This window comes from Streptomyces sp. NPDC104307, assembly GCF_055584045.1.
Genome location: NZ_JBVJMU010000005.1, coordinates 432,959 through 454,780 on the forward strand (window position 1 = coordinate 432,959; position 21,822 = coordinate 454,780).

Genomic DNA, 21,822 nt, shown 5'->3' on the forward strand with positions numbered 1-21,822 from the left:
GGATTACCTGGGGCCTGATCTGCAGCGAGAAGCGCCGTCGCGGACTACGGCGTGGTCGACCAGCCCCGCCATGCGGTGAACCACGCGTGGTCGCGGTGGGCTCAGCCACGTTCGTGTCCCCACGGAGACAGAACGAGGGGGCCGCGGTGGGGACCGCACAGCGAACAGACCGGAAGCCGGGAACCAGAATCTTCCTGTCCCTGGTATCAGTGGCATTCCTCCTGCTTGCCATGTGCTTGACGCTCGGCACGGGCACCCCGGCCTCGGCCGACCCCCTCGGGGACTGCACGGCCACCAAGGGCGCGATCGTCGCGGTCGACTTCGGCCCCTTCGGCGGCAAGGTCGAGCGCGGCTGCGACACGACGCCGACGACCGGCTACGAACTGCTCCACGAGGCGGGGTTCACCACAGAGGGCACCCAGCACGACGGCCCCGCCTTCATCTGCCGCATAGGTCTCGGCGCCGGAACGCAGTACCCGACCAAGGCGAAGGAGTCCTGCGTCCTCACCCCGCCGGCCACCGCCTACTGGTCCTACTGGCTCGCCTCGCCGGGCCAGAACAAGTGGACCTACAGCCAGTACGGCGCCATGGACCGCAAGCCCAAGGACGGTGACGTCGACGCCTGGGTGTTCGGCGGCACCGACATCGGGGGCACGACCGGCAAGCCGACCTTCACCCCGGACCAGGTACGCGCCCAGGGCGGCGCCGAGACCCCCGATCCCGGCGGCACACCCACCGTCGCGCCCGGTGAGATCGACATCAAGGGCGCGGCCGGCTGGGTCGACGGCGCGCTCAAGGACGGCGAACGCGTCGTCGACGACGGAGCCGACACCCCGAACTATCTGTTGACCACAGAGGCGGCCTACGCCCTCGCGGCGGCGGGCGGCGACAGCGCGAACCTCGACAGGATCACCGCCTTCCTCGGTACGCACGCCGACGACTACGCCTACGCCGCAGGCAAGGACCAGGCCCCGGACGCCACCGCGGCAGCCCGGCTCGCGCTCGTAGCGGAGATCACAGAAGGCGACCCGCACCACTTCGGCGGCCACGACCTGATCGCCGACCTGCTGGCCAACATCTGCGTCACCGGCCCCGAATCGGGCACCTACACCCCCGGTTGCTCCGCCAAGGGCGACTTCCGCAACGCCTCGTACGGCGACGGCCAGGCACTCGCGCTCCTCGCCGTACTGCGCTCCGGTGCGACGCCTCCGGTGGCGGCCGTCGAGCGGCTGACCCAGCTCCAGTGCGACGACGGCGGCGTCACCAGCATCCTGATTCGCCCCGGCGAGTACTGCGACGGCGATCCCGCCGTCACCGGCCTGGTGGTTCTGGCCCTGCGCGAGGCCGCAGGACAGGACGCCGTCGTGGCGAAGGCGCGTACGTATCTGGAGAAGACCCAGCGCGAGGACGGGGCGTTCCCCGGCTACACGGGTTCCACGACCGGCAGTGTCCACGCCACCGCGTACGCGGCGCAGGCGCTGCGCGCGCTGGGCGACACCACTAGGGCCGACGCGGCCGTCTCCTGGCTCTCGCGTGAGCAACTGGACGGCGGCGGCTTCGGGTTCGAGGAGGCCGCCACGGATCCGGCGCTCTACGCGACCGGCCCAGCGGTCCTGGCCGGCGCGGACACCGACCTCACCCGCCTGACGACGAAGAAGCCGGACCCGACGGACCCGCCGACCACGGACCCGCCGGCCACAGAGCCGCCGGTGACTGAACCGCCCACCACGGACCCGGCCCTTCCGGCCGGTAAGGGCCCGGACCTGAAGAAGGGCGTCGCCTACCTCACCCGTGCGGCCAACCTCAAGCAGGGCCAGTACTACGGAGACGGCACGGGCCGCGCGGACTTCGGGCTCACCATCGACGGCGCCTACGCCCTCGTGGCGACCGGCATGAACAACGACAAGCTCCGCGGCATCGTCGACTTCCTCGACAAGGGCGGGAAGGACGGGGCCGGCCGGACCCTCCAGGACTGGACCGGTACGGGAACGAAGTACGCGCTCGGCGGTTCCATCGGCAAGGCCGCCCTGCTCGCCGAAGCGGTGGGCCGAGATCCTCGCTCCTTCGGCGGCAAGGACCTCATCGCCGCGCTCGGCAAGGCGGTGTGCGCCGGGCCGAGCAAGGCTCCGGACCGCAGCTGCGCGGCCAAGGGCGCCTACACCTACGCCCCTTCGGTCTTCTCCCAGTCCCTGGCCGTCATGGCCCAGGTGCGCGCCGACGAGAAGCAGGCAGCCCAGGCGCCGGTCGCCTACCTGCGGAGCCTCCAGCACGGCAGCGGTGCCTGGCCCAGCCTGATCCCCGCCACGGGCGACTCCGACGTCGACTCCACCGCCATCGCCGCCATGGCCCTGGACCTGGCCGGTGGTGAGAAGGCGGACAAGGCCGTGGACAAGGCGCTCGGCTGGATCGCGGGCGAGCAGCTTCCCGACGGCGGCTTCCCCGGCGCGGCCGGAAACTCCGTCAACTCGGCCGCCCTCGCGGTCCAGGGGCTCTCGCTGGACGCGGAGCGGTACGCCTCCGAGATCGCCAAGGCGCGGAAGTTCCTCGCGGGCCAGCAGAACACGGACGGCGGCTTCAACGTCGCCAAGGAAGGGCAGCGCGGATCGGATCTGCGCGCCTCCACCCAGGCGGTCGGCGGTGCCACCGGGGTCTCGTTCGGCATGCTCGGACGGAGCCTGGCCGGTACCTCGCCCCAGCCGACACCCAGCCCCGGCGCGTCCACCCCGTCGATCGTCACCCCCGATGACCCGGCAGGCGGCGCGGGCGGCATCGTCGACACCGGCACCGGCACCGACACCGACACCGACGGCGGTGGCTCCGGCGGGGGAGCGCTGGCCTCGACCGGTGTGCAGGCCGGAGTGCTCGTCGGGTTCGCGGCGTTGCTGGTGGGCGCCGGATGGCGGGTGGTCGTCGTGGCCCGCCGCCGGGCGTCGGAGGCGGGACGGATATGAGCACCCCCGTACGGCGCGGAGCCGCTCGGACGGTCGCGGCCCTCCTTCTGCCGGCCGCGACGCTCATGGCGAACGCGTCCCCGGCGGCGGCGGACCCGCAGCCCATGGGCCGCTGCACCACCACCTCCGGAGCGGTCCTGGCGGTCGACTTCAGCCACTGGGGCGGCCCCGTCTACCGCTCCTGCGGCACCACGCCCACGACCGGGTACGAGCTGCTCAACCAGGGCGGCTGGCGTACCACCGGCACCGGGCACGACGGTCCCGCGTTCATCTGCCGGATCGGCTACAGCGGGCAGCAGGGCGGCAGGCAGTATCCGACGCCCCGGCAGGACGACTGCGTGCTGACGCCACCGGCCTCCGCCTACTGGTCCTACTGGCACGCCGATCCGGGCGCGAACTCCTGGGAGTACAGCCAGCTCGGGGCCATGCTCTACAAGCCGAAGCCCGGCAGCGTCGACCTGTGGATCTTCGGCGGTACGAACATCGAGGGCACCGAGGGACGGCCCACGCTCACCCCCGACCAACTCCGCGCCCACAACACGAAGGCGCGGGGCAACGTTGGCGAGCCCGCCTCGACCGAACGCGCCCCCGCGCTCCCCCCGGGCACCGACACCGGCCCGAAAGCGCCCGAGCCGAAGAAGCCGACTCCTGCGAAGCGGGCCCCCTCGAAGCCGGCCTCCGCCAAGGCGAAGCCGTCGAGGAGCCCGTCGCCCAGCGCGTCGAAGTCCGCGTCACCGAAGAGCCCTTCGCCGACCGTTTCGCCCAGTCCTGCCGGGAGCGCGCCGGGGGCCGGGACCAGGGTGGTCGACGCCGCCCCGGCCGCCGACGCGAAGGTCGACGCCGGTTCCCGGGTGCCGTTGCTCGTGGGCGGCTCCCTGGTCGTACTCATAGGCGGGGCGGCCGTGTTCGCGGCCAGGCGCCGCCGGCGTACGGAGTAGTCGAGTGGCGGGTACCGTCCCCGCGGTGACCTCGCCCGTGTCCGGCAGGACGCCGGACACGGGCGGCCGTCGGCTGCCCAGAACGCTCCATCCGGTCGCCTGGTGGATCTGGGCACTCGCGCTGGCCACTGCCGTCAGCCGCACCAACAACCCGCTGCTGCTGTTCCTCGTGCTCGCCGTCCTCGGATACGTCGTCACCACGCGCCGGACCGAGGCGCCCTGGGCCCGCGGATTCAAGTACTACCTGTACCTCGCCCTCACCGTCGTCGCGATCCGCGTCCTGTTCCGGGCGGTCTTCGCGACCGGCATCACCCCGCACGACCACTTCCTCTTCTCCCTCCCGCACATCCCCACCCCCGACTGGTACGCGGGCATCCAGCTCGGCGGCCCCGTCTCCCTCGAAGCGCTCCTGTCCGCCGCCACCGACGGACTGCGCCTCGCCTGCATGCTCTGCTGCATCGGCGCCGCCAACACCCTCGCCAACCCCAAACGCGCCCTGCGGATCCTGCCCGGCGCCCTGCACGAACTCGGCGTCGCCGTCACCGTCGCCATCAGCGTCGCGCCCCAACTCGTGCAGAGCGTGCAACGAGTGGCCCGCGCCCGGCGGCTGCGGGCCGGACGCGGCAAGGGGCTCAAGGCTCTGCGCGGCATCGTCGTCCCCGTCCTGGAGGACGCCCTCGAACGCTCGCTGCGCCTGGCCGCCGGAATGGACTCCCGGGGATACGGACGCGCCGGCACCGCCACCCGCCGCTCGCGGCGGACCACCGGGGCGCTGATGCTCCTCGGGATGTGCGGCCTGTGCGCGGGGGCGTACGGCCTTCTCGACGCGACCACCCCCGCCTTCCTCGGGTTCCCGGCGATGGCGGCGGGAGCCGTGCTCTGCGTGGCGGGCCTGCGGCTGGGCGGACGGAGGGTCTCGCGCACCACCTACCGGCCCGACCCGTGGCTGCTGCCCGAATGGGCCGTCGCCGGAGCCGGGGTGCTCTCCGCCGTCCTGCTCTTCAGCAACATGGGCTACGACGCGGCCGAGCTCAACCCCTCGATCTACCCGCTCAGCTGGCCGACGCTGCCGCTGGTGCCCACCTGCGCGATCCTGCTCGCCGGGTCCGCCGGGTTCCTCGCACCGCCGCCGGCCCCGCCCCACCCGGTCGTCCCCCGACAGCGCACCGAGAAAGCCGAAGCCACGTGATCACTTTCGACCAGGTCACCGTCAGGTACGACGGGGCGGCCCAACCCGCCCTCCGTGAGGTCGACCTCGTCATCGAGGAGGGTGAACTCTGCCTCGTCGTCGGTCATACGGGTGTCGGCAAGTCGACTCTCCTGGGCGCCGTCAACGGGCTCGTACCCCACTTCACCGGCGGCACCCTGTACGGCCGCGTCACGGTCGACGGCCGGGACACCGCGAGCCACCCGCCCCGGGAACTCGCGGACGTGGTCGGAGTCGTCGGGCAGGACCCGCTCGACGGATTCGTCACCGACACCGTCGAGGAGGAACTCGCCTACGCCATGGAACAGTTGGCGATCGCGCCGCCCGTCATGCGCAAACGGGTCGAGGAGACTCTCGACCTGCTGGGCCTGGCAGACCTCCGCCACCGCGCGCTCCACGAACTCTCCGGCGGGCAGCAGCAGCGGGTCGCCATCGGCTCCGTCCTCACCGCCCATCCCCGCGTCCTCGTCCTCGACGAACCCACCTCCGCCCTCGACCCGACCGCGGCGGAGGAGGTCCTCGCCGCCGTCACCCGGCTCGTCCACGACCTCGGGGTCACCGTCCTCATGGCCGAGCACCGCCTCGAACGCGTCGTGCAGTACGCCGACCGCATCGTGCACCTGCCCGGTGACGGGCGCGTCGTCCACGGCACCCCCGCCGACATCCTCCGTACCTCCTCCATCGCCCCGCCGATCGTGGAACTCGCCCGCACCGCCGGCTGGCACCCGCTGCCGCTGTCCGTCCGCGACGCGCGCCGGGCCGCCGCCCCGCTCAGGACCGAGCTGGCCGACGCCACGCCCGCCCCGGTGCGCCCGGCTCCCGCAGCCGACGCCCCGCGACTGCTGACCGCCCGCGGAGTCACCGTCAGCTATCACGGCGTCGCTGCCGTCCGCGAGGTCGGCCTCGAACTGCGGAGCGGCGAGATCACCGCACTGATGGGGCGCAACGGCTCCGGAAAGTCCTCCCTGCTCTGGGCGTTGCAGGGGTCCGGTCCGCGAAGGGCCGGCACGGTCCGCGTCACACAAGGCGGCTCGGCGCACGACCCGCACGCACTGCCCGCGGCCCACGCGCGCCGCCTGGTCGGCCTCGTCCCGCAGACACCCGCCGATCTGCTCTATCTGGAGAGCGTCAAGCAGGAACTCTCCCAGGCTGACAGCGAGTCGGCGGACGGAGGCACGAACCCGGGTGCGCGGGAGATCCTCGACCGGCTGGCGCCGGGCATCGACGACGCGACCCACCCCCGCGACCTGTCCGAGGGGCAGAAACTGGCTCTCGTCCTCGCGATCCAGCTCGCCGCGACACCTCAGGTGCTGCTCCTCGACGAACCGACGCGCGGCCTGGACTACCGGGCGAAGGCGGAACTGACCCGGATCGTCGCCGCACTCGCGGCGGAGGGCCGTGCGGTCGTCATCTCCACCCACGACGTGGAGTTCGTGGCCCGGACCGCCGACCGGGTCGTGGTGATGGCCGAGGGCGACATCGTCGCGGACGGCCCCACCCCCGAAGTCATCGTCGCCTCACCGGTGTTCGCACCGCAGACCGCGAAGATCCTGGCACCGCTGCCGTTCCTCACCGTCGACCAGGTGGCCTCGGCACTCGCGCCGGCCGGCCCCGCGCCCCGCGACGGCGAGGACCAGGCATGAGCACGACCGCCGCGACGGCCATCCGGCTCAACACCCGTGTCTCACTGGTCATCGCGCTGGCCGCGTTCCTCGGCGTGGTGGCCTTCTTCTGGCCCTTCGTCGTCGCACCCGGAAAGTTCGGCTCGAACTACGCCCCGCCCCTGATCTTCGGCGTCCTGCTCGTCCTCGTGCTCTGCGTGGTGCTCTCCGAGATCGCCGAGGGCGGCATCAGCTCCAAGGCCCTGGCCATGCTCGGCGTCCTCTCCGCCGTCAACGCGGCGCTGCGCCCGCTGGGCGCCGGAACCGCCGGCATCGAGACGGTCTTCTTCGTCCTGGTCCTGGCCGGACGCGTCTACGGGCCGGGCTTCGGCTTCACCCTCGGCTGCACCTCACTCTTCACCTCCGCCCTGATCACGGGCGGTGTCGGGCCGTGGATGCCGTACCAGATGTTCGGCTGCGCCTTCGTGGGCATGCTCGCCGGCTTTCTGCCCCGGGCCACCGGCCGCCGCGAGGTCCTGATGCTCGCCACCTACGGTTCGGTCTCCGGCTACCTCTTCGGCTTCCTGCTCAACCTGTCCTTCTGGCCCTTCTCCCTGGACCCGAACAGCTCCCTCGCCTACCTTCCCGGGCTGCCGTTCACCGAGCAGTGGCACCGCTACCTCGCCTTCGACCTCGCCACCTCCCTCGGCTGGGACACCGGCCGGGCCGTCACCAACTTCGTCTGCATCACGCTGGCCGGCCCGGCGGTACTCACCACGTTCCGCCGGGCCGCCCGACGCGCCCGCTTCCAGGCCCCGGTCCGCTTCACGCCCGCCGGACCGGACGACTCGGGGCGGCGCCCGTAACCTCCGGCCGCCGCCCCGAGTCCTTCGCGATCAGGAGGCGGGCAGCTCGCCGCGGACGGTGCGGGCCGCGGCGACCAGGTTCTCCAGGGACGCCCTGGTCTCGGGCCAGCCGCGGGTCTTCAGGCCGCAGTCCGGATTGACCCACAGGCGCTCGGCGGGGATGGCCTTCAGCCCCTTGCGGAGCAGGGCCGCGGCCTCGTCGGCGTCGGGTACGCGCGGTGAGTGGATGTCGTACACGCCGGGACCGGCCTCGCGCGGGTATCCGTGCGCGGCGAGTTCGCGGGCGACCTGCATGTGCGAGCGGGCGGCCTCCAGGCTGATGACGTCGGCGTCCAGGTCGTCGATGGCCTGGACGATGTCACCGAACTCCGCGTAGCACATGTGGGTGTGGATCTGGGTGTCCGGCCGTACCCCGCTGGTGGTCAGGCGGAACGACTCGGTGGCCCATTCCAGGTACCCGGCGTGGTCGGCGGCGCGCAGCGGGAGTGTCTCGCGCAGCGCGGGCTCGTCGACCTGGATGACCGAAGCACCCCCCGCCTCCAGGTCGTCGACCTCGTCGCGCAGGGCGAGGGCGACCTGGCGTGCGGTGTCGCCGAGCGGCTGGTCGTCACGGACGAAGGACCAGGCCAGCATGGTCACCGGCCCGGTGAGCATGCCCTTGACCGGACGCCCGGTGAGCGACTGGGCGTACGAGGTCCAGCGCACCGTCATCGGCTCCGGGCGGGAGATGTCGCCCGCGAGGACCGGCGGGCGGACGTAACGCGTGCCGTAGGACTGGACCCAGCCGTGCTGGGTGGCCAGGTAGCCGGTGAGCTGCTCGGCGAAGTACTGCACCATGTCGTTGCGTTCGGGCTCACCGTGCACCAGGACGTCGATGCCGGTCTTCTCCTGGAAGGCGATGACCTCACCGATCTCGGCCTTGATCCGTTCCTCGTAGCCGGCCGTGTCGATCCGTCCCGCGCGCAGGTCGGCGCGGGCCGTGCGCAGTTCGCTCGTCTGCGGGAACGAGCCGATGGTCGTCGTCGGCAGCAGCGGCAGCCCGAGGTGGGCCCGCTGGGCGGCGGCGCGCTCGGTGTACGGCTGGGAGCGGCGGCCGTCGGCGTCGGTGATGGCCGAGGTCCTGGCCCGGACGGCGGGGTCACGGGTGATCGGGGAGCCGGTGCGGGACGCGAGGTCGGCGCGGTTGGCGGCGATCTCGGCGGTGATCGCTCCGGTGCCCAGGGTCAGTCCCTTCGCGAGCGTGACGATCTCGGCGGTCTTCTGCTCGGCGAAGGCGAGCCAGCGCAGGATCTGCGGGTCGATGTCCCGCTCCGGCGCCGTGTCGAGCGGGACGTGCAGCAGGGAACAGGACGCGGCCACGTCGACCCGGTCCGCGAGGCCGAGGAGGGTGGCGAGGGTGGCGAGGGACTTCTCGTAGTCGTTGATCCAGATGTTACGGCCGTTCACGACACCCGCGACGAGGCGCTTGCCGGGAAGCCCGCCGGCGGCGGCGAGGTCTTCGAGGTTGGCGGCGGCGGCATCGGTGAAGTCCAGTGCCAGACCCTCGACCGGGGCCTTCGCCAGAACCGGGAGCGCCTCACCGAGCCGCCCGAAGTAGGAGGCGACGAGCAGCCTGGGCCGGTCGGTGAGGCCGCCGAGGTCGCGGTAGGCGCGGGCGGCGGCGTTCAGCTCGGCCGGGGTGCGGTCCTGGACCAGGGCGGGTTCGTCGATCTGTACCCACTCCGCGCCGGCGGCACGCAGATCCGCGAGCACCTCCGCGTACACCGGCAGCAGCCGGTCCAGCAGGGTGAGCGGCTCGAAGCCGGCCGCCACCCCCGGGGCGGGCTTGGCCAGCAGGAGGTAGCTGACAGGGCCGACGAGGACCGGCCGGGCGGTGTGCCCGAGTGCGACGGCTTCCCTGAGCTCGGTGACCTGCTTGGTGGAGTCGGCGGTGAAGACGGTGTCAGGACCGAGCTCGGGGACGAGGTAGTGGTAGTTCGTGTCGAACCACTTGGTCATCTCCAGCGGCGCCACGTCCTGGGTGCCGCGAGCCATCGCGAAGTACCCGTCGAGCGCGTCGGCGGCGACGGCCGCACGGTGCCGTTGCGGGACCGCGCCGACCATGACACTGGTGTCCAGGACGTGGTCGTAGTACGAGAAATCGCCGGTCGGGACCTCATGGACGCCGGCATCCGCCAGCCGCTTCCAGTTGGACCGGCGCAGTTCCGCCGCCGTCTCCCGGAGGGCTTCCGCGCTGACGCGGCCCTTCCAGTACCCCTCGACGGCCTTCTTCAGTTCCCGGTTCGGGCCCTGTCGGGGGTAGCCGTGGACGGTGGCTCGTGCTGCCGCGGCTGCGGGCTTGGGTGTCACGGAAATCTCCTTCGCGAGACGACTCCTGAACATCCCGGAGACGGGACACGGACGCGAAGGGATGACGGACCTGACGGATATCGCACACGCCTCGGCGCGGATTCTCCGTCTGGTATGCACGCCGACCCGCCCACGAGGTCACCGGGATAACCGCGTCCGAGGGTTCGGGTGCGGGCAACGGGCAGGTCTTCGGACTCGCGGGCACGTCTGCCGGGGGCAGACTCCTACTGGCCGTCGCTTCCCGGATCCGAACGGATCCAGTGCGTATGACGGCGGTCGTTCCCACTTACCGCTGCGGGGCAGTCCCGGATTCACACCGGGTTCCCTCTTGCGACGCGTCTGCCTGGCGGACAGGGCGAACCAGCTGCACCGGCCAGCCTAGGGGGTGGACCGTCGCAGCGGCGCCGCTGTTCACATTCCGGGATCCGGAAGGGGACGGAGACGTTGCCATGAGTGCCGCGTTCCTCCTCCTGTGCCGACTGTCCTCAGGCTGGTCCGTTGGCTCTGCCGTGGTCGGGCGAGGTGGGGCATGAGTGGGCCATTGGCTCATTGGAGTGGGTCTGAGTTGAACCATTAGCCCCCCAGGTGTTGAGATGGAGGCATCAATGGCGCTGCAGGTCCCTCAGGGATCTCTGTGGCGCCTTTCTCATGTCTGCGCTGGTGTCATGCGCGAAAGGGGCGAGGCGACTTGCTGAAGAGGGCGTTCGTCGCACACGACCCCGGGCGGATCCGGCTGCGGTTCGCGTCCCGGGCCGTGCTCGGCATCGGGCTCGCCGTCGCCCTGTGCGGGGCGGCGGGGCACTCGCTGGTGGCGGCCATCACGGGGGGCCTGGCCGCGCTGCTCGCCCTGTTCACAGTGACCGACCCGACGGTGCGCGGGCAGGCCACGACGACCGCGCTGCTCCCCGTCGTCGGCCTCCCGGTGCTCACGCTCGCCGCCGTGCTGCACGACGTACCCGTCGCCCGCGACCTGGCGTTCCTCGCCGTCGTGGGGGCCGGGGTGTACGCGCGGCGGTGGGGGCCGCGCGGGCACTCGCTGGGCGTGTTCGCCTTCATGGCCTACTTCTCCGCCCAGTTCCTGCACACCGTGCCCGGCCAGCTGCCCGAGCTGTACGCGGCGGTGCTGCTGTCGCTCCTCGCGTCGTCCCTGGTGCGGTTCGGGGCGTGGTGCTACGAGCGCCGGATCACGGCCCCGGCGACGGTCGGCCTTCCCGCGGGAGCGACGGGGCTGCGGCGCATCACGACGCGGCAGGCCGTACAGGCGACCCTGGGCGCGGGATTCGCGCTCGCGGTGGGCCAGCTGCTCTCCGACCAGCGCTGGTACTGGGCGGTCGGCGCCACCTGGTGGGTGTTCGTGGCCACGACCTCTCGCGGCGAGACCGTGGTGCGCGGGTTCAGGCGATTCCTGGGGACCGTGCTCGGCATCGGGCTGGGCTTCGCCGTGGCCGTGCCGCTGCACCACGAGCCGGTCGTGGCCGCCGTCGTCGTCGCGGTGGGCGTGTTCGGGATCTTCTACACCGCCGCCGTCTCCTACACCTGGATGATGCTGGCCGTCACCGTGATGGCCAGCATGCTGTACGGGCTGCTCGGCGTGCTCGACGCGGGACTTCTGGTGCTCCGGGTCACCGAGACGGGGGCCGGTGCGCTCGGCGCCGTACTCGCGGTGCTGTTCGTGCTGCCGGTGACCACGCACTCGGTGACCGAGGCCTGGGTGGAGCGGGCCCTGCGGTGCGTGCACACCTGCACGGCGGAGGCCGCTGCCCGGCTCGCAGGAAGCGAGGACGCCGACCCGCCCCGGCACGTTGCTGAGCTGGAGGCGATCCTCGGCCGGGTACGGCTGTCGCTGGCGCCGCTGGTGCACCCCCTCAACCCGGTGAGGGCCCGCAAGGCACGGGCGCGGCAGGTCCTCGCGCTGCTCGACGACTGCGCGCGCGAGGTGCGCGGACTGGCCTCCGTCGCCGCCGATCCGGAGGCCTCGCACGACGCCCGGCTCGCCGCCGCCTGCTGGCGCGTCGAGAGCGCGGTGGAGGCGCTGACCGCTCCCGGGCGGCCGGCCCGCACCCCGCTCGCCCCCGGACATCCGGCGCACGCCGGGGTGACGGAACCCGCCCTCGCCCACCTGCACGGCCTGGAGCGGGCGCTGGCCGAGCTGGCCGCGCCGCTGCACAGCCCGCCGAGGGCCCCGCTCGCCGCGGCCTGATAACGCACCCTTTGGTCCAGACCACTCGCCGCACTGCTACCGTCGCCGCGGAAGATCGCGACGGTCCCCACTGTCGCGGTCAGTCGGCGGAGAGAGGCAGTGCGGTGGACAGCAGCAACGGTGCCGGACGGGCATTCATCGGGTCCTTCACCTCGGCGGGCGGGCGGGGCATCACCGTCGCCGCCGTGGACCAGGAGACCGGGGCGCTCACCGTCCTCGGCGCGACGGATTCCGTGCCCGACCCCTCCTACCTGGTACTGGGCCGGGGCGGGGGCCCCGGCGGCGCGGTCCTGTACGCGGTCAGCGAGACCGAGCCGGGAGCGGCCGCGGCGCTCGACGTCACCCAGGACACGCCCCGGCCGATCGGCGCCCTCCAGCCGGTGGACGGGGACGGACCCACCCACCTCACCCTCGCGGGCGGCCGGCTGCTGACCGCCAACTACGGCTCCGGCAGCGTCACCGTGCTGCCCGTGCGCGCGGACGGTTCACTGGGTGCCGCCAGCAGCGTGCTCCAGCACGAGGGGAGCGGGCCGGACGCCACCCGCCAGGAGGGCCCGCACGCCCACCAGGTGCTCCCCGACCCCTCGGGGAACTGGGTGCTGAGCGTCGACCTCGGCACCGATTCGGTACGGATCTGCGCGCTCGACGCGGAGACCGGAGCGCCGCGCCCGCACGGGGAGACGGCGCTGCGGCCCGGTACCGGACCGCGCCATCTCGCCTTCCACCCCGACGGCGCCCACGCCTATGTGCTGAACGAGCTCGAACCCACGGTCACCGTGTGCCGGTGGGACGCCGCCGCCGGAGTCCTCGAAGCGGTCGGCGAGACTCCCGTGCTGCCCGCGGAGGCGACCGGGGACGGCGCCGCGGCGAGCTACCCGTCCGAGGTCGTCGTCTCGCACGACGGCAGGTTCCTCTGGGCGGCCACTCGCGGGCACGACAGCATCTCGGTGCTCGGTCTCGACGCCACCGGCGAGAAGGCGTCCCTGGTCACCACGGTGGGCTGCGGTGGCCACTGGCCGCGCGACCTCGCGCTCGACCCCACCGGGCGACGGCTGTACGCGGCCAATGAGCGGTCCGGGAACGTCGCCTGGTTCGCCGTGGACCCGGAGACCGGTATCCCGGTCCAGGAGGGCTCCCTGGAGGTTCCTGCGGCCTCCTGTGTGATCTTCGCCTGACAGGCGCGGGCGTGGGGGGGGGGGGGGGGGGGGGGGGCCCCCCCCCCCCCCCCCCCCCCACGCCCGTCAGGAAGCGGAACGCACCCCGGAACGGATCAGAGGGCCTGTGCCCCTTGCGCCACCGGGGCGGCGATGCCGAGTGCCGTGGTGTACATCGACATCACCAGCTTGCCGATCGCCGGGTAGGCGCCGAGCGGCTCGGCCGCCGCGCAGCCCGCGTCCTTGACTGCGGAGTCCAGCAGCCCTTCGGCCACCTCGGGGCCCACCAGGTACGGGGCGACCGCAAGCTGGAGCGAGCCGGAGTCCTTCAGCTGCGCGGCGACCGACGAGACGGAACCCTCGACGTCGAGCGCGGCGGCCATCACGGGAACCGCCAGTCGTGCGGCCAGCAGCATGCCGGTGATCCCGGCCGCCTGCACGGCCTCCTCGCCGCCCACCGTCGCCAGTACGATCCCGTCGGCGGCGGTGGCCACCGTGAACAGCCTCGCCCGGTCGGCGCGGGCGAGACCGGCCTCGGAGAGGCGTACGTGCAGCGCCTCGGCGAGCAGCGGGTGCGGGCCGAGCACATCGGTCAGCTCGGCCGGTGCCTGGCTGTCCGTGATCGCTTGGCCTATCCGCTGCACAAGGGCGCTGTCCGGTCCCGCGAGCAGCGGCACCACGACGGCGGCCGGCCCCTCGGGCGGAGCGACCTCGCGTCCGGCGGCCGTGGCCTGCTCGAAGCGTGCGGTGCGCTCTGCGGCGCAGTGGGCGAGGGCGGAGACAAGGGACGGGTACTCGGCATCGTCGCCGTCGAGGTAACCGATCACGGCGTTCAGACCGGGCAGCTCGGAGCGGGCAATGCTGATCACCTCCTCGGCCAGACTGCGGCTGGCCGAGGAGGGGGTACCGGGAACGGCGAGAACGAGCGCGGCAGCGCCCTCAGGTGCGACCACGGGCTCCGGGCGGCGGTGCCGTCCGGACTGGCGAGGTCGCGGCATTCGTACAGGCAGGCCGGAAGCGGGCCCAGTGGGGGTGCTCATGGCGCCGCATGCTACTGGTTTTGGGTACCCCACTGCGCGGGGAGGGTCCGGTCGAGCGTTGTCTGTCCGTATTTATCCGTTGAGCGGCTTACCGGTCAACTGCCCTGCTCTGTCACCTCTGCGGTGGACTGTTGGTCCAATCCGGACAACGGAATGCTGAGCAGCGTCGGATGATGCGGCAGGAGCAGACCGCCGGTGGCCAGGGCCCGCGCGATGCGCAGGGAGCCGATCAGGGGATCACCCGAACCGGGGACCGCCCGCGCGTGCGGCAGCAGCCGGTCCAGCTCCTCGCGCAGCGGTACGAGCAACGGCTCGCCCATCCGGAACAGGCCACCCGTCAGAGCCACTTCGCATCCCTCGTCCCCGGATCCCGCCGTCGGGCACACGGCGGCGGCGGCCTCCGCGATATGTCCGGCGGCCTCGCGGAGAATGCCCTCCGCCACCGGGTCGTGTGCGGCGCAGCCGGCCACCTCCGGAGCGAACGAGGCCAGCACCGCGGGCCGGTCGGTACGCGGATAGAGCAGGGCCGGAAGTCCGGGCGCCGGTCCGAACACCGCCTCCAGCCGGCCGAGCAGCGCCCGGGATCCGCCGCGCCGCCCGTCGTGGGCGCGCATCGCCGCGTCGAGACCGGCCCGGCCGATCCAGGCACCGCCGCCGCTGTCGCCCAGCAGATGACCCCAGCCGTCGGCCCGCCGCCACCGCGTCAGATCCGTGCCCAGGGCGATCAGACCGGTCCCGGCCGCGACCACGGCGCCGGGACGCTGTCCGACCGCGCCGGCGTACGCGGTCACGGCGTCGGCGGCGAGCGCCAGCCGGCGCACCCCGAGCGCGTCCGTCAGGGCTGCGGGCAGTTCGGCCCGCAGCCGGTCCCCGAGGGTGCCCATACCGGCCGCGCCGATCGCCGCGGCCGCGACGCGGCTGCCGCCGCCGTGCCGTGCGAGCAGCTTCCGGACGGCGGGCAGCAGTTGTTCCAGCAGGTGGGCGGCGTCGATGCCGGAGGTTCCGGTCCGCACCGGTTCGGCAGACGCCGACGTGCCCAGGGGGGTGTCCGAGCCCACGGTGCCCAGAGCCACCCGCAGCCCGGAGCCACCCGAGTCCACGCCGAGGACGTACTCCCCGGCGGGGTCCGGCCGTCCGGGGCCGCCGGGCGCGGTCGTCACGGCAGTCGCCAGTCCACCGGGGCGGCGCCCTGGCGCTCCAGCAGCTCGTTGGTCCGGCTGAACGGGCGCGAACCGAAGAACCCGCGGTCCGCCGACATGGGGGAGGGGTGCGAGGACTCGATCGCCGGGAAATCACCCAGCGAGGGGCGCAGATTGCGGGCGTCGCGCCCCCACAGGACCGACACCAGCGGGGTGCCGCGCGCGACCAGCGCCGAGATCGCCTGCTGGGTCACCTCCTCCCAGCCCTTGCCGCGATGCGCGGCGGGCCGGCGGGGCGCCGTGGTCAGCGCCCTGTTGAGCAGCAGGACGCCCTGCTCCGCCCAGGGCGTCAGATCACCGTTGGAGGGGCGCGGAAGCCCCAGGTCCGAGTGGAGCTCCCGGAAGATGTTCTCCAGGCTGCCGGGCACCGGTTGGACGTCGGGTGCGACGGAGAAGCTCAGCCCCACCGCGTGCCCCGGTGTCGGGTAGGGGTCCTGACCGACGATCAGGACCCGCACCTGGTCGAAGGGTTGCTGGAACGCCCGCAGGACGTTCGCGCCCGAGGGGAGATAGGTGCGCCCCGCGGCGATCTCGCCGCGCAGGAATTCGCCCATCGCCGCGACGCGTTCGGCCACGGGCTCAAGGGCCCGCGCCCAGCCGGGCTCGATGATTTCGTTCAGAGGTCGTGCTGCCACGGGCGGCACTCTACTGCTGATACGACGGTATGGATCAACCGCCGGTCGCCGCAGCCCGCACGCACAGGACATCGGGCAGGTGGGAGACGAGCTGCTGCCAGCTGTCGCCGTCGTCCGCGCTCGCGTACAGCTCGCCGTTGCGGTTGCCGAAGTAGACCCCCGCCGGATCGGCGTCGTCCGTGCAGAGCGCGTCCCGCAGCACCGTGCCGTAGTGGGCCCCCTCCGGGAGCCCCGCGGACAGCGGCTCCCAGCTGTCGCCTGCGTCGCGGGTCCGGAAGACCCGGCAGCGGTGCTCCGCCGGTACCCGGTCGGCATCGGCGTTGATCGGGAAGACGTACGCCGTGTCCGCCCGGTGCGGGTGCGCGGCCACGGCGAAGCCGAAGTCGGACGGCAGGCCCGCGCCGATGTCGGTCCAGTTGCTCCCGGCGTCGTCGCTGCGGAACACGCCCCAGTGGTTCTGGAGGTAGAGCCGGTCGGGATCGACCGCGTCCCGGCTGACCTTGTGGACGCACTGGCCGAACTCCGGGTGCGGGTCCGGCAGGAAGACGGCCGACACCCCCTTGTTGGCCGGGGCCCAGCTCTCGCCGCCGTCCGCGGTCCTGAACACCCCGGCGGTGGAGACCGCGACCGTCACCGACCGGGCGTCCCGCTCGTCGGTCAGGACCGTGTGCAGCCCCTCGCCGCCCCCGCCCGGCACCCATTTCGAACGCGTCGGATGCTCCCAGAGCGGGCGGACCAGCTCGAACGACTCGCCGCCGTCCCGCGACCGGAACAGCGCGGCCGGCTCGGTGCCCGCGTACACGACGTCGGGCGCCTCCGGGCCCGCCGGCTGCAGCTGCCAGACCCGCTCCAGCGACGTCCCGGTGAACTCGGGGAACTTCACGGCCGGGCGCCTGGGCTCCACCCAGCTGGCGCCCAGGTCGTCCGAGTGGAAGACGGACGGGCCCCAGTGCGCGCTGTCGCCGCCGACCAGCAGCCGGGGAGCTTTTCCACGGGTGTCGATGGCGACCGAGTAGATCGCCTGAGCGTTGAAGTGCGGACCGTCGAACCTCCACACACCGTCGTGCCGGCGGCCGATGAAGAGTCCTTTGCGGGTACCCACGGTGAGCAGAACATCGGTCATGACCCGAACCTCCCGAAACGCCGTTGTGCCGGATACCGGCCAGTCTGCACCCGGCCACTGACAGTGGCGCGCAGGACAGCCCGGGACACCGCCGCTTCCGCGGACGTGCCAGGTCCGGCGGGGTGCACGAGGCCCAGCGGGGGACTGGCCCGCGACGGCCGCCCGGGTCAGCGGCGGGGCGCCGCCGTGCTGCTGCGCACCACCAGACTGGTGGCCAGGTCGACCCGGGTGGTCGCGGGCTGCCGGCCCCGGCCCAGGTCGATGACCAGCCGGGCGGCGGTCTCGGCCATCTCTATGAGCGGCTGGCGCACCGTGGTCAGCGGCGGGCCGATCCACCGGGTGAGCGGCAGGTCGTCGAAGCCGATGACGCTGAGATCCTCGGGGATGCGCAGGCCCAGCTCCCGCGCCGCCTCGTACACGCCGAGCGCCTGGAGGTCGTTGCCGGCGAAGACCGCGGTCGGCCGGTCGGCCAGGCGCAGCAGATCGAGGCCCGCGGTGTAGCCCGCCTCGTGCTGGAACTCGCCCTCGCGGACCAGGGCGGGATCGATCGGCAGGCCCGCGGTCTCCAGGGCGGCGCGGTAGCCGTCCACCCGGGCCCGGCTGCACATCATCCGGGACGGGCCGCTGATGACCCCGATCCGCCGGTGCCCGAGTGCGGTGAGGTGACGGGTGGCGGCCAGGCCGCCCTGCCAGTTCGTCGTCCCGACCGAGGGGACGTCGTCGCCGGGATCGCCCGCCGGGTCGACCACCGCGTAGGGGATGCTGCGGCTGGTCAGCTGGGCGCGCTGGGCGGCGGTGAGGTCCGAGAGCACCAGGATCACCCCGACCGGTCGCCTGGCCAGCACCCCGTCCACCCAGGTCTGCCCCGGCGTGAGCCGGCCCGCGCTCTCCGAGAGGACCAGGCTCAGCCCCTCCTCCCTGGCGACGTTCTCCACCCCGCGCACGACCTCCATGGCCCAGGCGCTGTCCAGCTCGTGGAAGACCAGGTCGATCAGCTGGGACTGGGTGGTGGAGCCCCGTCTGCGGCGGTAGCCGTGCACCAGCAGCAGCTCCTCCACCTTGGTGCGGGTACCGGGAGCGACATCGGCGCGCCCGTTCAGCACCTTCGAAACTGTCGGAGCCGAGACTCCGGCCGCTCGGGCGATTTCCGCCAGCGTGGCGGTGCCTTCCGGCGGTTCGCCGGCCGGTGCGTTTCCCTGATGTGACTGGACGTTTGCGGGGCTCATAAGGGGATCGTAGCTTCCCGCCAGGTCCGGCGACGGCTGGGCCGGGCGCGAGCAACTCCCGCTTCCCGACCCCTTGACGCACCCGAAACCCGACCGTACGGTTCCGGAAACATTCGGAAGTCACACCGAAACATTCGACAGAGGTGCGGTCATGCGGTCGGGTATTTTCACTCAGGGCACACGTACGGCGAGATGGACCGCGGCCGGCGCCGCCATGGTCATGGCCGGCCTGCTGGCGGGATGCGGCTCGGACAGCGGCAGCGGGGGCGGGGGTGGAACCCTCACCGCCTACGTCTACGGGGACGACGCCGTGAAGATCCAGGAAGCGGCGGTCAAGGAGTTCAACAAGACCTCAGAGGTCAAGGTCAAGCTCGTCCCCGTACCCGGCACCGACTACGTCAACAAGCTCCGCAGCGCCATGGGCTCCCCGAGCGCCCCCGACATCTTCTACAACTGGGGCGGCGGCTCCATCAAGCCGTACGTGGACGCGGGGCAGGTCGTCGACCTCACCTCGACGATCGAGAGTGACCCCACCCTCAAGGACGGCTTCCTCCCGTCGATCGTCGAGGCGGGCAGCCTCGACGGGAAGATGTACGGCGTCCCGATGCGCGGCATGCAGCCCGTGATGCTCTTCTACAACAAGACCCTCTTCGCGCAGAACAAGCTCCAGCCCCCCAAGACCTGGGAGGACATGCAGAAGGCCATCACCGTCTTCAAGGGCAGGGGCATCACCCCGTTCGCCCTCGGCGGCTCCGACAAATGGCCCGAGCTGATGTGGATGGAGTACCTCCTCGACCGGATCGGCGGCCCCGAGGTCTTCCGGAAGATCCAGGGCGGCGACAGCTCCGGCTGGGGCGACCCCGCCGTCCTCAAGTCGGCACAGACCGTCAAGGAGCTCGTCGACGGCGGCGCGTTCGGCAAGAACTTCAACTCCGTCGACTACGGCAACGGAGGCGCCCCCACCCTGCTCAACAAGGGCAAGGCCGCCATGCACCTGATGGGCTCGTGGGAGTACTCGACACAGCTCGGCAAGGCGCCCGCGTTCGCCAAGAAGGACCTCGGCTGGACCGCATTCCCGACCGTGGCCGGCGGCGTCGGTGACCCGGCCGACGTGGTCGGCAACCCCACCAACTACTGGTCCGTCAACACCAGGACCAAGCACAAGGACGCGGCCATCGCGTTCCTGAAGACCATGGCCGCCAAGTCCTACAGCAAGGCCCTGGTCGACAACGGCGACATCCCGACCACGTCGGACGCCGCCTCGACACTGGATTCCTCGCCCAACCCGCGGTTCGCGCACGACCAGTACTCGATGGTCCAGAAGGCGCCGAGCTTCACGCTCTCCTGGGACCAGGCGCTGGAGTCGCAGATCGCCACCCCGCTGCTCACCGAGATCAGCAAGCTGTTCGCCGGCAAGTCCACGCCCGAGCAGTTCGTCGCCGCGATGAAGGCCGTCAAGTAACGATGTCCCAGCTCTCTCCGTACTCCAAGGTGCGTGGAGGAAGGAAGGCGGCCGTCGGCAACGTCGGCCGCCCCTCGGTCGCCTGGGCCCTTCCCGGGATCGTCTTCTTCGCCCTCTTCGCGATCGTCCCGCTGGCGATCGCCGTCTATCTCTCCTTCTGCCACTGGGACGGGCTGAACTCCCCGGCCCCGGTCGGCACGGACAACTGGACCCGGCTGTTCAAGGACCCCGAATTCCGCCAGGCCGCCTGGCTCAGCCTGCTGCTCACCACCGTCAGCTGGGCCTTCCAGACCCCGGTGGCGCTGCTGCTGGGCGTCTGGGCGGCGGGCAGACAGCGCAGCCGGACCTTCCTCTCCGCCGTCTTCTTCATCCCGCTGCTGCTCTCCACCACCGCCATCGCGATGCTCTTCCACGCGCTGCTCGACCCCAACTTCGGCGTCATCAAGCAGATCGGCCCCTGGCTCGGCATCGACCCCAACATCATGGGCTCGTCCACCGGCGCCCTGCTCACCGTGGCCTTCGTCGGCGGCTGGCAGTTCATGCCGTTCCACACCCTGATCTACCAGGGCGGCGCCCGGCAGATCCCCGAGGTCCTCTACCAGGCGGCCGCCATCGACGGCGCCGGAATGCTGCGGCAGTTCTTCCACATCACCCTGCCGCAGCTGCGCAACACCATCACGACCTCCTCGGTCCTGATGATCGTCGGCTCGCTGACGTACTTCGACACCGTGCTGATCATGACCAAGGGCGGTCCGGGCACGGACACCACGATCCTGCCCTACCTGATGTACCGCACCGGCTTCCAGACCTACGACCTCGGCTACGCCGCGGCCATCGCCACGGCCCTGGTGGTCGTCGCCACCGGTCTGTCACTGATCCTGGTGCGCTTCAGCGGATTCGGCTCCATGCGCTCGACGCGGGAAGGTATGTGACGTGATGTCGGTCGACACCCGTCGTGCGGCGCCGCCCACGACGCCCGCGGTCCGGGGCCGGAGCGCCACCGCCCGCCGCCGGAAGCGGGGAAACCCGCTGGCCGGACTCGGCTCGCTGGTCTGGCTCGTCATCGTCGTCGTACCCCTGTACACGCTGGTCTCCTCCTCGCTGATGCACCAGGACGAGGCGCTCAGCGGCGATCCGCTGGCGCTGCCGTCCCACCCCACGCTGGAGAACTACGACAGCGTGCTGCACAGCGGCTTCCTCACCCTGCTGGGCAACACCGCGATCGTGGCCGCCGCCACGGTGGCCATCGTGCTGGTCCTCTCGGTGCCCGTCGCCTATGTCGCGGTGCGCACCCGCAGCCGGCTCTCCTCGCTGGCCTTCCGGACGTTCCTGCTCGGCGTGGCCATCCCGGCGCAGGCCGTGATCGTGCCGCTGTACCTGCTAATCGGCAAGATGGGCCTGTACGACACGCTGCCCGCGATCATCCTGCCGACGGCGGCCTTCGCGATGCCGGTGGCCGTCCTCGTCCTGAGCGGCACCATGCGCGACGTCTCCGAGGAGATGTACGAGGCGATGGCGCTGGACGGCGCGACACCGCTGCGGATGCTGTGGCAGCTCGCCATCCCGATGTCCAAGGCCGGCATCAGCACCGTGGCGATCTTCTCGGCACTGCAGGCCTGGAACGGATTCCTCTTCCCGCTGATCCTCACCCAGTCGGAGGAGAAGCGCGTACTGACGCTCGGTCTCTTCAACTTCATGTCCCAGTTCGGAGTGAACATCCCCGCCGTACTCGCGGCGATCGTGCTCTCCGTGGTGCCGATCTTCGCCGTGTACCTCGTGGCGCGCAGGGCGCTGGTCAACGGACTGATGGGGGTGGGCGGCAAATAACGCACCCACGCCGCCCCGCACCACCGCACTCATGAGAGGAACCC

General features: G+C 72.1%; 16 protein-coding genes and 1 riboswitch. Of the genes, 10 read left to right on the forward strand and 6 right to left on the reverse strand.

Going from position 1 to position 21,822, the window contains the following annotated elements; translation table 11 throughout:
- Window positions 1-230: 230 nt before the first annotated feature.
- From ACZ601_RS17005 to ACZ601_RS17025, 5 genes are read left to right on the forward strand one after another with little or no spacing between them, the layout of a single operon-like run.
- Window positions 231-2,951: a prenyltransferase/squalene oxidase repeat-containing protein gene (locus ACZ601_RS17005; protein WP_469538388.1), complete on the forward strand. Its 2,721-nt coding sequence runs from the start codon at window positions 231-233 to the stop codon at window positions 2,949-2,951.
- The gene (locus ACZ601_RS17010) at window positions 2,948-3,889 is read left to right on the forward strand and encodes a hypothetical protein (protein WP_469538390.1); all 942 of its coding nucleotides are present in this window, start codon (window positions 2,948-2,950) and stop codon (window positions 3,887-3,889) included. The genes ACZ601_RS17005 and ACZ601_RS17010 overlap by 4 nt, the downstream gene beginning before the upstream one ends.
- 25 nt (window positions 3,890-3,914) lie before the next feature.
- Window positions 3,915-5,078, forward strand: coding sequence for a CbiQ family ECF transporter T component (locus tag ACZ601_RS17015; RefSeq protein ID WP_469538393.1), 1,164 nt, complete (start codon window positions 3,915-3,917; stop codon window positions 5,076-5,078).
- Window positions 5,075-6,739, forward strand: coding sequence for an ABC transporter ATP-binding protein (locus tag ACZ601_RS17020; protein ID WP_469538395.1), 1,665 nt, complete (start codon window positions 5,075-5,077; stop codon window positions 6,737-6,739). The genes ACZ601_RS17015 and ACZ601_RS17020 overlap by 4 nt, the downstream gene beginning before the upstream one ends.
- Window positions 6,736-7,563 carry an ECF transporter S component family protein gene (locus tag ACZ601_RS17025; RefSeq protein WP_469538398.1) on the forward strand — a complete coding sequence of 276 codons (828 nt, stop codon included), beginning with the start codon at window positions 6,736-6,738 and terminating at the stop codon, window positions 7,561-7,563. The genes ACZ601_RS17020 and ACZ601_RS17025 overlap by 4 nt, the downstream gene beginning before the upstream one ends.
- A gap of 30 nt (window positions 7,564-7,593) precedes the next feature.
- Here ACZ601_RS17025 and metE read toward each other — a convergent pair whose 3' ends face one another.
- Entirely contained in the window at window positions 7,594-9,912 is a 2,319-nt protein-coding gene (gene metE, locus ACZ601_RS17030) for a 5-methyltetrahydropteroyltriglutamate--homocysteine S-methyltransferase (RefSeq protein ID WP_469538401.1), read from the reverse strand.
- 163 nt (window positions 9,913-10,075) lie between these two features.
- Window positions 10,076-10,292, reverse strand: a riboswitch (cobalamin riboswitch).
- 308 nt (window positions 10,293-10,600) lie between these two features.
- Here metE and ACZ601_RS17035 point away from each other — a divergent pair.
- Together ACZ601_RS17035 and ACZ601_RS17040 are read left to right on the forward strand one after the other, a co-directional pair.
- Window positions 10,601-12,112, forward strand: a complete 1,512-nt coding sequence (locus ACZ601_RS17035) for an FUSC family protein (protein ID WP_469538403.1) — start codon at window positions 10,601-10,603, stop codon at window positions 12,110-12,112.
- Window positions 12,113-12,216: 104 nt separating this feature from the next.
- On the forward strand, window positions 12,217-13,287 hold the full coding sequence (locus ACZ601_RS17040; RefSeq protein WP_469538406.1) for a lactonase family protein: 1,071 nt from the start codon (window positions 12,217-12,219) through the stop codon (window positions 13,285-13,287).
- A gap of 95 nt (window positions 13,288-13,382) precedes the next feature.
- Here ACZ601_RS17040 and ACZ601_RS17045 read toward each other — a convergent pair whose 3' ends face one another.
- The 5 genes from ACZ601_RS17045 to ACZ601_RS17065 form a co-directional block, all read right to left on the reverse strand.
- Window positions 13,383-14,306 carry a sirohydrochlorin chelatase gene (locus ACZ601_RS17045; RefSeq protein WP_440578180.1) on the reverse strand — a complete coding sequence of 308 codons (924 nt, stop codon included), beginning with the start codon at window positions 14,304-14,306 and terminating at the stop codon, window positions 13,383-13,385.
- A gap of 95 nt (window positions 14,307-14,401) precedes the next feature.
- On the reverse strand, window positions 14,402-15,466 hold the full coding sequence (locus ACZ601_RS17050; RefSeq protein WP_469538409.1) for an N-acetylglucosamine kinase: 1,065 nt from the start codon (window positions 15,464-15,466) through the stop codon (window positions 14,402-14,404).
- On the reverse strand, window positions 15,463-16,140 hold the full coding sequence (locus ACZ601_RS17055; protein WP_311307231.1) for a uracil-DNA glycosylase: 678 nt from the start codon (window positions 16,138-16,140) through the stop codon (window positions 15,463-15,465). The genes ACZ601_RS17050 and ACZ601_RS17055 overlap by 4 nt, the downstream gene beginning before the upstream one ends.
- Before the next feature lie 34 nt (window positions 16,141-16,174).
- Window positions 16,175-17,263, reverse strand: coding sequence for a WD40/YVTN/BNR-like repeat-containing protein (locus ACZ601_RS17060; protein WP_469538413.1), 1,089 nt, complete (start codon window positions 17,261-17,263; stop codon window positions 16,175-16,177).
- Window positions 17,264-17,430: 167 nt separating this feature from the next.
- Window positions 17,431-18,489, reverse strand: coding sequence for a LacI family DNA-binding transcriptional regulator (locus ACZ601_RS17065; RefSeq protein ID WP_469538416.1), 1,059 nt, complete (start codon window positions 18,487-18,489; stop codon window positions 17,431-17,433).
- A gap of 214 nt (window positions 18,490-18,703) precedes the next feature.
- Between ACZ601_RS17065 and ACZ601_RS17070 the strand changes: the two genes are divergently transcribed.
- Genes ACZ601_RS17070 through ACZ601_RS17080 form a run of 3 tightly spaced genes read left to right on the forward strand, consistent with a single transcriptional unit; the run spans window position 18,704 to window position 21,778 of the window.
- Window positions 18,704-19,951, forward strand: coding sequence for an extracellular solute-binding protein (locus ACZ601_RS17070; protein ID WP_469538528.1), 1,248 nt, complete (start codon window positions 18,704-18,706; stop codon window positions 19,949-19,951).
- A gap of 2 nt (window positions 19,952-19,953) precedes the next feature.
- Window positions 19,954-20,883 carry a carbohydrate ABC transporter permease gene (locus tag ACZ601_RS17075; RefSeq protein WP_469538418.1) on the forward strand — a complete coding sequence of 310 codons (930 nt, stop codon included), beginning with the start codon at window positions 19,954-19,956 and terminating at the stop codon, window positions 20,881-20,883.
- 4 nt (window positions 20,884-20,887) lie between these two features.
- Complete coding sequence (locus ACZ601_RS17080) at window positions 20,888-21,778, forward strand: carbohydrate ABC transporter permease (protein WP_469538421.1); 891 nt, start codon at window positions 20,888-20,890, stop codon at window positions 21,776-21,778.
- Window positions 21,779-21,822 lie beyond the last annotated feature (44 nt).

Coding starts and splice junctions, on each gene's coding strand:
- ACZ601_RS17005 (WP_469538388.1), top strand. CDS start 231: ATGTGCTTGACGCTCGGCACGGGCACCCCGGCCTCGGCCGACCCCCTC.
- ACZ601_RS17010 (WP_469538390.1), top strand. CDS start 2,948: ATGAGCACCCCCGTACGGCGCGGAGCCGCTCGGACGGTCGCGGCCCTC.
- ACZ601_RS17025 (WP_469538398.1), top strand. CDS start 6,736: ATGAGCACGACCGCCGCGACGGCCATCCGGCTCAACACCCGTGTCTCA.
- ACZ601_RS17045 (WP_440578180.1), bottom strand. CDS start 14,306: ATGAGCACCCCCACTGGGCCCGCTTCCGGCCTGCCTGTACGAATGCCG.
- ACZ601_RS17060 (WP_469538413.1), bottom strand. CDS start 17,263: ATGACCGATGTTCTGCTCACCGTGGGTACCCGCAAAGGACTCTTCATC.
- ACZ601_RS17065 (WP_469538416.1), bottom strand. CDS start 18,489: ATGAGCCCCGCAAACGTCCAGTCACATCAGGGAAACGCACCGGCCGGC.
- ACZ601_RS17070 (WP_469538528.1), top strand. CDS start 18,704: ATGGTCATGGCCGGCCTGCTGGCGGGATGCGGCTCGGACAGCGGCAGC.
- ACZ601_RS17075 (WP_469538418.1), top strand. CDS start 19,954: ATGTCCCAGCTCTCTCCGTACTCCAAGGTGCGTGGAGGAAGGAAGGCG.
- ACZ601_RS17080 (WP_469538421.1), top strand. CDS start 20,888: ATGTCGGTCGACACCCGTCGTGCGGCGCCGCCCACGACGCCCGCGGTC.